We start from the raw sequence: 10,837 nt of genomic DNA on the forward strand, positions 1-10,837 counted from the left end.
ACGGGGGAGGGGTGTGGCGTTGATCCTTGCTCATGGCATCGGCGGGCGGGCGGATCTGCCGATACCGATGTGGCTGGCGCTCTATACCGGGGCGGGGGCGGTGCTGATCGCGTTCTTCGCGGTGTCGGTGCTGCGGCCCCGGCCCCGGCCGCGATCGGCGTCGGCGGGGGTGTCGCTGCCGGGTGTCGTGCGGAAGGCGGCGGACGCGCGTGGGTTTCGCCTGGCGCTGCGGGCCTGCGGGCTCGCCGGATTCGGCCTGCTGCTGGCCACGGCGTGGCTGGGCGTGGACGACCCGGCGGCCAATCCGGCGCCCGCGTGGTTCTACGTGTGGTTCTGGGTCGGTCTGATACCGGCCGCACTGCTGTTCGGGCCGATCTGGCGGCTGGTCAACCCGCTGCGCTCGCTGTCCGCCCTCGCGCGCCGGTGCCTGCCGAAGGCCCTGCGCCGGGACGGGCCGCCGGAGCGGCTCGGTCATCTGCCCGCGCCGGCCGGCATGGTCGCCTTCCTGTGGCTGGAACTGGCCTCCCCGCACCCCGGCTCCCCGCGCGCGGTGGCGCTGTTCGTGACCGTCTACGCGGTGGCGCACACGGTGGGCGGGGCGGTGTACGGCCCGCGGTGGTTCGACCGCGCGGACACCTTCGAGGTGTACTCCGGCCTGCTCGCGACCCTCGCCCCGCTCGGCCGGGACCCCGGCGGGCGGCTGGTGCTGCGCACCCCGGCGGCCGGGCTGCGGGCCGGCCGCGCCGACGCGGGGCACACCGCGCTCGCGCTCGTGGTGCTCGGCGGGACCATGTACGACGGCCTCAGCAGGCTGTCACTGTGGATCGACCTCACCCGCGCGGTCGGCCGCCCGGCCGCCACGCTGCTCGGCACCGCCGCGCTCGGGCTGGTCATCGCGCTCAACTTCCTGGCCTACCGGGACGCCCTCCGGCTGACCCGCCCCTGTCTGCGGCCATCGGCGACCGCTCCGGACCACCAGTTCACCCACTCGCTGGTGCCGCTCATGGTCGGGTACGGCGTGGCGCACTACTTCTCCTTCGCCGTCTTCGAGGGCCAGCGCGGCTGGCTGCTGGCCACCGATCCGTTCGGCCGCGGCTGGGACCTGCTCGGCGTCGGCGGAGCCGGGGTCGACTACACGGTGCTGGCGCCGTCGCTGATCGTCGTCGTCCAGATCGCCGCGATCGTCCTCGGCCACATCGCCGGGGTGGTGTCCGCCCACGACCGGGCGCTCGCCGTGGTCCGCCCCGGCGACCTGCGCACCGGGCAGTACCCGATGCTCACGCTCATGGTGGTCTACACCGGCATCGGGATCACGCTGATGTCCGCGGGCTGAGGAGCGGTACGCCCCCGCCCGTCACCCGCCGGACTTGAGCCGGGCCGCGAGGCGGTCGGCGAGCGGATGGTCGCCCAGGCCGTCGCGGACCCACATTTCCCCGGCCGTGGCGGCCAGCGCCTTCGGGGCCCTGTCCCAGTCCAGCCCGCCGAGCGGGGGCGCCGGGTCGTACTCGATGAAGAACTGCACGGACCTGGCCACCTCCTCGCCGGCCAGTTCCTGGGTCAGGTGCAGCGCCATGTCGATTCCGGCCGCCACACCGGCCGCGGTCAGGACCGGGCCGTCCGCGACCCACCGCTCGCGGACCGGGGTCGCGCCGAACTCCGGCAGCGCGTCGAGCATCGCCCAGTGCGTGGTGGCCCGCCGTCCCGCAAGCAGCCCCGCCGCCCCCAGGATGAGCGCGCCGGTGCACACCGAGGCCGCGGGACGCGCCTCGGGCGCGGCACCGCGCAGGTAGGAGAGCAGCGTCTCGTCGGTCAGCGCGCGCAGCGTGGGCCCGCCGCCGCCGGGCACCACCACCACGTCGGGGGCGGGCACGTCGGCGAAGGTGTGGCTCGCTCGCACCTGGAGCGGGGTGTCGGTGTCCAGGACCTCCAGCCGTTCGGCCACCACGACCGTCCGGTAGTCCGGGCGGAGCGCGGAGAGCGCGGAGAGCACCTGGAGCGGGCCGGCCACGTCGAGAATGGTGCAGCCGGGGTAGAGCACGAACGCGATCGTCTTTTCGGTTGCCATGCCCTCATCCTGAGCCCTCGTACCAGAGGCCGCCGGATCTTGACCGGAATCCTGCGTTTTATGGCCCTACTAAGGCGGTCCGGCCGCCCGCACGATGTCACAGGCCGCCCCCGCCCGGTCGTCCTATCGGGCGAAGAGATCGATGGTCGCGCGAACGCGGCGGTGGCGGCGGCGCGCCGCGCGGCGGAAGGGAGAACAGGAATGCTGAAGGGCCACAACGGTCCCGCAAAGTTCTTCATCGGGCTGGCCACGGTGGTCAGCGCCATGATGATGCTGGTCTTCGGTGTGTGGATGCGCATCGACCCGGCGAGTTTCGCGGAGTTCGCCCAGTTCCCCAATCATGTCCATTTCCTGCATGACGCCGGGGTGTTCCAGATCGGCATCGGCCTGATGCTGCTGTGCGCGCTGGTGTGGCGGGACGTGCTCTCGATCGTGCTGGTCGGGTTCTTCGTCACCAACAGCCTGCACGCGGTGAACCACGCCACCGACCTCGAACTCGGTGGCAGCCCGCAGACCTGGTGGCAGCTCGGGCTCGTGTCCCTGCTCTCCCTGGCCGGGCTGGTGGTCCACCGCAGGCAGGTCGGCGCGGCGCGGGAGCGGGCCAAGGCCGAGGCTCGGGCGGAAACCCGCGCCACCACCCCCTCCGCGGCGCACCGGACCGGTGTCCGGATGTGAGCCGGTGCGGGAATCCCGCGCGGCCCGGCTTCCGGTTCTCCGGAGGCCGGGCCGCGCGGTCATCGCCGCACCCGCAGCCGGGTCAGCAACAGCCCGTTCTCGTGGACCTCGACCTCGAAGACGCCGGGGATGCCGGCCGTGAGGGTCAGCGTCGAGGGGCGTCCGGCGACCAGTTCGGCCGTGCGGTCGTAGCCGTGTACGTGCAGTTCGTCGGCGACGTCCGAGGTCACCACGATCTGGACGGTCTCGCCGGTGCGCGCCTCGACCAGGTCGGGCCCGGTCACCTTGTCACCGCCCACCACGACGAACAGATGCCGCTGAGCCGCGTGCTCGGAGCTGCCCGCGGTCTCGGGCGCGGCGCTTCGCCCGCACCCCGCCGTCACCAGCAGCCCGGCCGCCAGCACCGCCGCAACCGCGGCGCGCAGACGGTTCCCGCGCCGGGCGTTCGCCCATGTCAAGGCCATTCCACCTGCTCCCTCCTGCGTCCCCGGCGGAGTACCGGGCCGCGCCACGATCAGACGGCCGGACGCCGCCCGCTGTGACACGCGGCCCGCTGCCCCGGATTCGATCGGGAGATCCGGCCCCGGATGTCACACCGCGGGCCGGTTTTCTGTCTCATGAGCGAACGCCCGCGTGAGCGGAAGGCAGGGGGACGGAAGTGAACGCAGCATGACCTCGTACGACGCGATGACCGAACGGCCCGCCGGAGGAGCCGCGGAAGAGCGCCGCGGCCGGGAACCGGGGAGGGGACACGTGGTGGGCGGCGACATCGCGAACCAGCCGCCAGCCGTGGCCGTCTTCGCGGCCAACCGCAACCTGCTGTTCGCCGCGGCCTATGACATCCTCGGCAGCGTGGCCGACGCCGAGGACGTCGTCCAGGACACATGGTTGCGCTGGGAGAAGGTGGACCACGCCAAGATCGAGCATCCGCGGGCGTACCTGATGCGGATCGCGGTCCACCGCGCGGTGGAGCACCTGCGCAAGGTGCGCAGGCTCCGGGAGGACTACATCGGCCCGTGGCTGCCGGAACCGCTGTGGACCGAAGAGGACGCGGCCGAGCGGCTGGAACGCCGTGGTGGCCTCGCGCTCGGCCTGCTCGTCGTGTTGGAGACGCTGTCACCGCTGGAGCGGGCGGCGTTCGTGCTCAGGGAGGCGTTCGCCTACGAGTACGACGAGATCGCCGGGATCCTGGACAGGACGCCCGCCGCGATCCGCCAGCTGGTCCACCGGGCGCGGGGGCACGTCCACGCGCGGCGGCCGCGTTTCAGCGCCGACCAGCAGGACGCCCAGGTGGCGGCCGAGCGGTTCGTGGACGCGGCCGTCGGGGGCAGCATGTCCGGGCTGCTGGGCGTGCTGGCGCCCGAGGTGACCCTGTGGAACGACGGCGGCGGCCGGGCCCGCGCCGCGCTGCGGCCGGTACTGGGCGCGCCCAAGGTGGCCCGGCTGCTCGCCGCGGTCGGCCCTCGGTTCGCCGGGTACGAGGTGCGCTGGGCGCGCCCGGGCGGGAGCCCGACCGCGCTGGTGATCGACGGCGGCAGGCCCATCGTGGTGGTCACCATCGACACCGACCCGTCCGGAAGGGTGCGCGACATCTACGGCATGGCCAACCCGGACAAGCTCGCCCACTTGGCCCATAACTAAGCAATCGGAAGAGGGACGCAGAGATGCCGAAGGTCCTGGAGAGCTTCATCCCCCGGCCACTGGCCGGTGAGCGCCATGAGCTGCACATCAGGCAATCGCCGGAGTCGGTCTGGCGGGCGCTGAACACCCTGTCTCCGGGGGATCTTCCGCTGGTAGGGATGCTCATGGGCATCCGGTCGTTACCGGCGAAAGGCGCCGCCGCCTTCACCAACGAGGCGCCGAGCATGATCAACACCATGATCCGGCGGGGCTGGTTCCAACTGGCCGACGAACCGCGGCGGTACGTCGTGCTCGGCTCGATCAGCCAGTTCTGGCGGCTGCGCTCGGAAAGCCACCGGCGATCGTGCCCGCCGGAGCGGTTCCGGGACTACACGCTGCCGGGCTTCGCCAAGTCGGCGTCGGTGTTCGAGGTGATTCCCGCGGGGGAGGGCACCCTGCTGCGCACCGAGACCTGGATCTCGGCCGACGACGCCACCGCCCGGCGCAGGATGCTGGCGTACTGGCGGCTGATCCGCCCCTTCAGCGGCGTGATCCGCCGCCTCATGCTGCACGCCATCGCGAAGAAGGCGGCCACCTCCTAGCCCCTGGGCTTCAGGTGGGGGCCGGGGAGGCGAGCGAGGTCCCGATCACCTGGGCGACCTCGGGGTGGGCCAGGTACTCCTCGATGTCGTGGGCCCGGCTCGCCGGGTTGGCGACCGGGATCTCGGCCGGCTCGCCGGGCCAGTGGCCGCGCAGCGGACAGGCGATGGCGACCGGATCGAGCGGGCACCAGGTGTTGACCCAGCGGGCCACCCGGTCCGGACGCCTGGGGCCGCCGGCGAGCAGCCGCCGGTTGACGGCGTCCATGCCGAGCGGGCTGCCCGCCGTGACCAGAAGTTCGACGTCGGCGCGCGGGCCGAGGCGGGTGAGCAGGTCCATCGCGACCACCGTGCCGAGGCTGTGGCTGACCAGCACCAGCCGGCCGTCCTGCGGCATCGCCTGGAGCACGCAGTCCAGGACGGCCTCACGGATCCGCTGGTCGTCGAGGTAGGCGGCCACGTCCCCGAAGATCCCGGCGATCACCAGCCGGTCCAGGCCGGTGGTGCCGGCCAGCCAGCTCAACGGCAGCGCGGCGAGGTGTTTGAGGATGCGCTGATCCGGACGCCCTCGTCGGAGATCCAGTGGACGGCGTCGTCGCCGTCCCCCTCCTCCCAGACGTGCCCGTCGTGGCGCAGGATCCGTCCCTTGTCGTCGGTCTCCGGCACGCCGCTGTGGTGCAGCGCGGTCACCTCCCACTGGTCGTTGAACACCGGGGAACCCGAGCTGCCCGGCTCGGTGTCGGCCTGGTACTGGATGAACGCGTCCAGCCGTACCTCGAGCCGGTTCTCCCGGATGGAGATCTCCTTCAGCCGGCCGTTGGGATGCCCGATGATGTTGACCGGCTCCCCGATGACCAGCTTGCCGGTCTGGACGCTGAGCCTGTTCCAGCCGAAGGTCTCGCCCGCCGGGCGGCCGTCGGCACCCGGGGCCACCAGGACCAGCGCGAAGTCGAGGTCGGGGTGGGCGATGAAGAAGGCGCCGGGGTCGAGGGCGAACCGTGTCGACACACCCGGCACGTTGTCAATGGTGACCTGCGCGTCGAACTCCGCGATCGCCTGCCGCGCGTCCGCGGCGTCGGGGAACATGTGGTGGTTGGTCAGCAGCAGCCGCGGTGACACCAGGAAGCCGGTGCCGATCGGGAGTTCGCGGCCGCTCTCGGGCCGAGATCCGCGCGACGGTCCGCGCGGCCCGCACGCCGCGCGGCAGGAAGCTCCACGCCTGCAGGTCCTTGGCCACCCCGACGATGCGCTCGTGCATCCTGGGCCGGTCCAGGCTGTCGCCCCTGGTGGCCTCCAGGGCCGCCTCGACCGGCACGCTGTTGCGCTGGATGAGGCGGGTGGCGCGGGCGGCGAGCATGTCGGGGGAGTCGGGGAAGGTCTCGCCGCGCTCCCGCCGCCGGCGCGCCTCGTGGCGTTCGGGGTCGCTGCGGCGGTACCGCTCGGCGGCCGCCCTGCTGTGCCCCACCCTGGTTTCCCGGACTTCTGGTGAAATATTCATGACGGTCCGCCGCTTCGAGTATCCGTCGCCTCCCGGAATACCCGCCAAGGTTTCCCCGAACGCCCAGCGCCCAGCAAATTCCTCGCTAAATCCTGTTAACTCGCAATAGAGGGATAGAATGGGAGGTGAAATATAGGGGGAGGGTCTCATGGGAAAAGTAGTTGATTACATCCCGGCCGAGTCTCTGGACCGGCGGACTCAGCACCTGACCCAGGCCGAGATCGACATAATGGCCGATCTGCTCGCGGCGCCGGAGCGGGAACCCGTGCCGGCCGCGACGAGCCGCGATGCCGACCGCTAGACGCGACCTGGATTCCGAAGCCCGCCGTACCGCCTGGGAGGACGCCGTTCTCACCGGCGCGCACGAGCGGGCCGTGCCGCCGGCCGAGGCCGCCCGCAGGGTCGCGGCGGCCTCGGCCGCGCTGGGCCTGCGGGCCGAGCTGGTGGACGTGGGCGAGGGCCGTGACCCCACCGCGTGGTGGTGCGGGCTGCTCGCCGGTACCGCGGAGGCCGGGCCGGTCGCGTCCGGTATGGGCAAGGGACACCCGGAGCAGGCCCGGGTGGGCGCGGGCTTCGAGGCGGTCGAGCACTACCTCACCGGCCCGGCCGCGTTCGACCCCGCCGCACTGACGCCGGTCGCGCCCGCTCGCGTCGCCGCCGGGCCGCTGCGCGCGGAGTCCTGCGCGCCGCTGCTGGCCCGCATGCCCGGCAGCCGCATGGCCTGCCTGCGCTACCGCGCCTTCGGCGGGGGAGCGGCGCTGCCGGTGCCGTTGTTCCTGTCCGCCCCCTGGTACACCGAGACCGGCGCGGCCGGGCTGCGCGACCTGGCGGGCGACGACTGCGACTACACCCACCTGATGCGCTACGCCTGCAACAGCGGCTCGGCCGCCGGGGCGGACGCCGCCGAGGCGCTGCTGCACGCCCTCAACGAGGCGATCGAGCGCGACGCGCTGTCCCTGCTCCTGGTGCGGGCCTTCCTCTGCCGGGCGGGCCCCGCGCTCAGGCTCATCGACCCGGCGACGCTTCCGTACGGCCTGGCGCGGGCGCACGCGACGGCGGAGGACCTCACCGGATCACCGGTGTACCTGCTGGACATCACCAGCGACGTCGCGGTGCCGACGACGCTGGCCTACACCGCCCCGGCCGCACGCCGTCCGCACCGGCGCGGCAGCGGGACCTCGCTCAGCCCGGGCCACGCGGCCTGGCGCGCGCTCACCGAACTCGTCCAGACCACCCTGGGCGAGACCTGGTCGCGCCCGGCCGTCCCGCCGCGTGCCGATCTGGCCGGGCTGGCGGCGTATCCGGCGCTGCGCGCCTGCGGCCGGTTCGACCTCACCGGCCCGCTGCGCGCGGCACGTCCGGTGCCCTTCCCGCAGGCGGCCGGGCCGCCCCCGCCTATCCGGGCCCAGATCCGCGCCGTGGTCGCGACGCTGGCCGCCCAGGGCCGCCCGGCCTACCGGCGCACGGTCCGCGCGCTACCGTGCGGCGTCACCGCCGTCCATGTGATCGTGCCGGGGCTGGAGCGGTTCATGCTGGTCACCGACGGCAACCTGGTGGTGCCCGGCCCCCGGGGACGGGCCGTCGTGTCCGTCGCGGAAGACCCCGGACGTTTCCTGAACGCGCGGCGGGTTTCCCGCCCGATTCCATCGCGTTGATCGCCCCCTGAACCGGCGAACCACTTTTTTCGCATTCTCGACCATGCGCAGAGAATCGGTGATCCTGGGACCGGCGGAAACGTGAGCATAATGGGTTCATGGCTGGCCGGTACTGGCGGCACAACCGCAGGGCCAGGGCGTCCGTGGCCATCGGCGTTCTGCTCCTGGCGCTGTCGGTCGCCTTTCTCACCCTGGCCCCGAACCTGCACGGAGGCGTGGCCGTTTCGGTCGGCACCGCCTCGCTCATGGCGGCCACGATCAGCGTGGTGACGCTGGGCAACAGCCTCGTGCAGTTCCTGACCTGGTGGCGCAGGCGCGCAACGCCGCCGCCCGCGCCCACCTCCGCCGACATCGGCACCGCCAAGGACATCCTGGCCGGCCTGGTGGCCCAGCAGTGGCGCGATGAGACGGTGCTGCGCTCGCTGTGCGACCCCGAGCCCATGCCGCTGCCCTGGCGTTCCACCGAACACCGCGAACTGGCCGACCACCCCGAGATCATCGCCAGGGGCACGGTGGCCTTCCCCGGCCTGGGCGTCCACATCGAGGACATGGCCCGCAACTTCCGCGCGCTGCGCTGCCGCAGGCTGGTCATCCTGGGCGGCCCGGGCACCGGCAAGACCACCCTGGCCGTGCAACTCGTCCTCGAACTTCTGCGCACCCGGCAGCCGGAGGAGCACGTGCCGGTACTGCTGTCGGCCGCCCGCTGGGACGACCGGGTGCATCCGCGCATCCAGGACTGGCTGGCCGAGAGCCTGGCGATGGACTATCCCGCGCTGCGCGCCGAGGGCCTCGGCCCCGACATCCCCGAGACGCTCGTGGCCCGCGGCGAGGTGCTGCCCGTCATCGACGGGCTGGACGAGCTGCCCGACCATGCCCGCGCCGCCATGCTGGCCGCCCTGAACCGCTCGATGTGCGAGAACGACCAGCTCATCCTCACCTGCCGGACGGCGCAGTTCGCCGAGTCCGTGCACGAGCTGGGCGACGTCCTGAACGCCGCGGCGGTCATCGAACCGCAGCCCATGACCGCCGCCGCCGCGGCCGAGTACCTACGGGCCTGCCTGCCTCCCATGCCGCACCCGGTCTGGCCGCGGGTGCTGGACGAGCTGCGCGCCGGAGCCGTACCTGCCCTGTCCGAGGTCACCTCCACGTCGCTCGGTCTCTGGCTCGTCCGCGCCACCTACATCGCGCCCCGGGTGGATCCGACTCCGCTGCTGACGCTCGGCCGCGGCAGCGCGGCCGACCTGCACGATCACCTGTGCGACCAGCTCATCCCCGCCCTGGTGAGCGCGCGCCCGCCCGCCGACGGCCCATCGCAGCCGTTCCGCCCGCAGCACGCGTGGCGGGCCGACCAGGTCGGCCGCTGGCTGACGTACCTGTCCCGCCAGCTCACCATCGGCAAGGAGGACTCACGGGACGTCGCCTGGTGGCACCTGGCCCGGCACACGCCGAGCCGCGGCGTGCGGATCGGAGCGGGTCTGGCCAGCGGCGCGGTGGTCGGGGTCGTGTTCACGGCGCTGACCGGATCGGCGCTCGTCGGGGCGCTGATCGGCGTGCCGGTCGCGGGCGTGGTCATGCTCGTCACCGGGTCCTGGTTCACCGAGTCGCCGGGACACGCCGACTTCCAGGTCCGCGGCAGGCTGTCGGAGCTGCTGCGGGTGCTGCGCGACGGGCTGCTCGTCGGCGCCCTGGGCGCTCTGGTCGGCTGGCTGATGGGGCGTCCGGTGGGCGGGCCCGAGGTCGGCCTGGGCGCGGCCAGGGACATCGGGCTGCTGTCCGGCATCGGGTTCGTCGTGGTGCTCAGCCTGATCCGCTGGGTCGAGCACCCCACCACCGAGGCCACCGCGAGGTCCCCGCGCTCGACCTGGCGGGCCGACCGGAACCTGACGGTGATCCGCATCGTCAGCGGGCTCGTGGTCGGGCTGATGGGCGGGGCCATCGCGCTGAAGGCCCAGCTCAGCCCGAGTGTGGCGATCGTGGGCGGCCTGCTGCTCGGCCTGCTGTTCGGGCTCTTGCTGGGCAGCCACCACGCGTGGCTGGCCTACAAGCTGACGATCCCGCGCCTGGCTTCCAAGGGGCGGCTGCCGCTGCGGGCGATGGGCTTCCTGGACGACGCCCACCGCCTGGGCCTGCTGCGCACCGAAGGCCCGTACTACCAGTTCCGGCACATCGAACTCCAGCAGCACCTCGCACGCGGCCGGGACACCACCCCAGGCGAGAAACCACGCCCCGCCTCACCACTGCCCTGACCTGGGCGTCGCCTCACTCCTGCCTTTGCCCCGGATGCCGGCTCACCGGTGCCTTGACTCGAATGTCGGCTCACCGGACCACCCGGTCTGCCTGGCGGCCACTCCGTCGAGCACGATGCCGAGCTTGCGCCACAGGTGCTCCCTGGGCGCTTCGGCGATCTCCTCGACGGCGGCCCGGACGCCGGGGGAGTACAGCTCCAGCGACGGTTTCTTCGACCAGCCGGTTCCCGCCGGCCGTGTCAAGGACGACTGGGTTGTCGACGGATCCCGTGACCACAGCTCCGACACCGTTGATCTCTACGTCGTTCCCGGGCCCGATGCCGGCCCCGCGCCCGACCCGTCGAAGTCCGCCACACCTCAGTGGTATGACCACCTCACCGACTGAAAAACGAACCCAGATGGGCCTCGCCGTGCCGCGGGATGAGAGGGGTGGTGGGCGAGGGAGTATGCCGCGCTCGCCACGGAGCAGGGGCGTGGGT

13 protein-coding genes are annotated in these 10,837 nt (G+C 72.8%); 7 read left to right on the plus strand and 6 right to left on the minus strand.

Features of this window, described 5'->3' with window-relative positions:
- The coding region (locus C1I98_RS27415; protein ID WP_233508235.1) for a hypothetical protein at nucleotides 1-1,333 on the plus strand (1,333 nt) is incomplete at its 5' end.
- A gap of 21 nt (nucleotides 1,334-1,354) precedes the next feature.
- Here the strand turns inward: C1I98_RS27415 and C1I98_RS27420 are convergent.
- On the minus strand, nucleotides 1,355-2,065 hold the full coding sequence (locus tag C1I98_RS27420; RefSeq protein WP_111170303.1) for a DJ-1/PfpI family protein: 711 nt from the start codon (nucleotides 2,063-2,065) through the stop codon (nucleotides 1,355-1,357).
- A gap of 201 nt (nucleotides 2,066-2,266) precedes the next feature.
- On the opposite strand from C1I98_RS27420, the gene C1I98_RS27425 reads away from it, so the two are divergent.
- Nucleotides 2,267-2,740, plus strand: coding sequence for a hypothetical protein (locus tag C1I98_RS27425; protein WP_199537259.1), 474 nt, complete (start codon nucleotides 2,267-2,269; stop codon nucleotides 2,738-2,740).
- Nucleotides 2,741-2,799: 59 nt separating this feature from the next.
- Here C1I98_RS27425 and C1I98_RS27430 read toward each other — a convergent pair whose 3' ends face one another.
- Nucleotides 2,800-3,204 carry a cupredoxin domain-containing protein gene (locus tag C1I98_RS27430; RefSeq protein WP_199537260.1) on the minus strand — a complete coding sequence of 135 codons (405 nt, stop codon included), beginning with the start codon at nucleotides 3,202-3,204 and terminating at the stop codon, nucleotides 2,800-2,802.
- Nucleotides 3,205-3,409: 205 nt separating this feature from the next.
- Between C1I98_RS27430 and sigJ the strand changes: the two genes are divergently transcribed.
- Both sigJ and C1I98_RS27440 read left to right on the plus strand, forming a co-directional pair.
- On the plus strand, nucleotides 3,410-4,381 hold the full coding sequence (gene sigJ, locus C1I98_RS27435) for an RNA polymerase sigma factor SigJ (protein ID WP_233508236.1): 972 nt from the start codon (nucleotides 3,410-3,412) through the stop codon (nucleotides 4,379-4,381).
- Between the two features lie 23 nt (nucleotides 4,382-4,404).
- Complete coding sequence (locus C1I98_RS27440) at nucleotides 4,405-4,962, plus strand: hypothetical protein (protein WP_111170304.1); 558 nt, start codon at nucleotides 4,405-4,407, stop codon at nucleotides 4,960-4,962.
- 10 nt (nucleotides 4,963-4,972) lie between these two features.
- Here C1I98_RS27440 and C1I98_RS44405 read toward each other — a convergent pair whose 3' ends face one another.
- From C1I98_RS44405 to C1I98_RS44415, 3 genes are read right to left on the minus strand one after another with little or no spacing between them, the layout of a single operon-like run.
- Nucleotides 4,973-5,482 carry a lipase family protein gene (locus C1I98_RS44405; protein WP_233508237.1) on the minus strand — a complete coding sequence of 170 codons (510 nt, stop codon included), beginning with the start codon at nucleotides 5,480-5,482 and terminating at the stop codon, nucleotides 4,973-4,975.
- Nucleotides 5,479-6,045 (minus strand): trypsin-like serine peptidase, encoded by a 567-nt coding sequence (locus C1I98_RS44410; protein ID WP_233508238.1) that lies wholly within the window; start codon nucleotides 6,043-6,045, stop codon nucleotides 5,479-5,481. Before C1I98_RS44410 ends, C1I98_RS44405 begins: the two co-directional genes overlap by 4 nt.
- Nucleotides 5,981-6,424 (minus strand): hypothetical protein, encoded by a 444-nt coding sequence (locus C1I98_RS44415; protein ID WP_233508239.1) that lies wholly within the window; start codon nucleotides 6,422-6,424, stop codon nucleotides 5,981-5,983. The genes C1I98_RS44410 and C1I98_RS44415 overlap by 65 nt, the downstream gene beginning before the upstream one ends.
- Nucleotides 6,425-6,605: 181 nt before the next feature.
- Between C1I98_RS44415 and C1I98_RS41755 the strand changes: the two genes are divergently transcribed.
- The 3 genes from C1I98_RS41755 to C1I98_RS27455 all read left to right on the plus strand — a co-directional run bounded on the left by C1I98_RS41755 (nucleotide 6,606) and on the right by C1I98_RS27455 (nucleotide 10,358).
- Nucleotides 6,606-6,758, plus strand: coding sequence for a hypothetical protein (locus C1I98_RS41755; RefSeq protein WP_158558200.1), 153 nt, complete (start codon nucleotides 6,606-6,608; stop codon nucleotides 6,756-6,758).
- Nucleotides 6,745-8,112 carry a YcaO-like family protein gene (locus tag C1I98_RS27450; protein WP_111170305.1) on the plus strand — a complete coding sequence of 456 codons (1,368 nt, stop codon included), beginning with the start codon at nucleotides 6,745-6,747 and terminating at the stop codon, nucleotides 8,110-8,112. The genes C1I98_RS41755 and C1I98_RS27450 overlap by 14 nt, the downstream gene beginning before the upstream one ends.
- 98 nt (nucleotides 8,113-8,210) lie before the next feature.
- Nucleotides 8,211-10,358, plus strand: a complete 2,148-nt coding sequence (locus tag C1I98_RS27455) for an NACHT domain-containing protein (protein WP_111170306.1) — start codon at nucleotides 8,211-8,213, stop codon at nucleotides 10,356-10,358.
- A gap of 42 nt (nucleotides 10,359-10,400) precedes the next feature.
- Here C1I98_RS27455 and C1I98_RS27460 read toward each other — a convergent pair whose 3' ends face one another.
- Entirely contained in the window at nucleotides 10,401-10,601 is a 201-nt protein-coding gene (locus C1I98_RS27460; RefSeq protein ID WP_111170307.1) for a hypothetical protein, read from the minus strand.
- Nucleotides 10,602-10,837: the final 236 nt, after the last annotated feature.

The sequence above is a fragment of the Spongiactinospora gelatinilytica genome (assembly GCF_003236385.1).
GTDB classification, from domain to species: domain Bacteria; phylum Actinomycetota; class Actinomycetes; order Streptosporangiales; family Streptosporangiaceae; genus Spongiactinospora; species Spongiactinospora gelatinilytica.

What these genes read in the sequence shown, in the direction of transcription:
- C1I98_RS27455 (WP_111170306.1), top strand. Translation starts at nt 8,211, where the DNA reads ATGGCTGGCCGGTACTGGCGGCACAACCGCAGGGCCAGGGCGTCCGTG.
- C1I98_RS27450 (WP_111170305.1), top strand. Translation starts at nt 6,745, where the DNA reads ATGCCGACCGCTAGACGCGACCTGGATTCCGAAGCCCGCCGTACCGCC.
- C1I98_RS44410 (WP_233508238.1), bottom strand. Translation starts at nt 6,045, where the DNA reads ATGTTCCCCGACGCCGCGGACGCGCGGCAGGCGATCGCGGAGTTCGAC.
- sigJ (WP_233508236.1), top strand. Translation starts at nt 3,410, where the DNA reads ATGACCTCGTACGACGCGATGACCGAACGGCCCGCCGGAGGAGCCGCG.
- C1I98_RS27425 (WP_199537259.1), top strand. Translation starts at nt 2,267, where the DNA reads ATGCTGAAGGGCCACAACGGTCCCGCAAAGTTCTTCATCGGGCTGGCC.
- C1I98_RS27440 (WP_111170304.1), top strand. Translation starts at nt 4,405, where the DNA reads ATGCCGAAGGTCCTGGAGAGCTTCATCCCCCGGCCACTGGCCGGTGAG.
- C1I98_RS27430 (WP_199537260.1), bottom strand. Translation starts at nt 3,204, where the DNA reads ATGGCCTTGACATGGGCGAACGCCCGGCGCGGGAACCGTCTGCGCGCC.
- C1I98_RS41755 (WP_158558200.1), top strand. Translation starts at nt 6,606, where the DNA reads ATGGGAAAAGTAGTTGATTACATCCCGGCCGAGTCTCTGGACCGGCGG.
- C1I98_RS27420 (WP_111170303.1), bottom strand. Translation starts at nt 2,065, where the DNA reads ATGGCAACCGAAAAGACGATCGCGTTCGTGCTCTACCCCGGCTGCACC.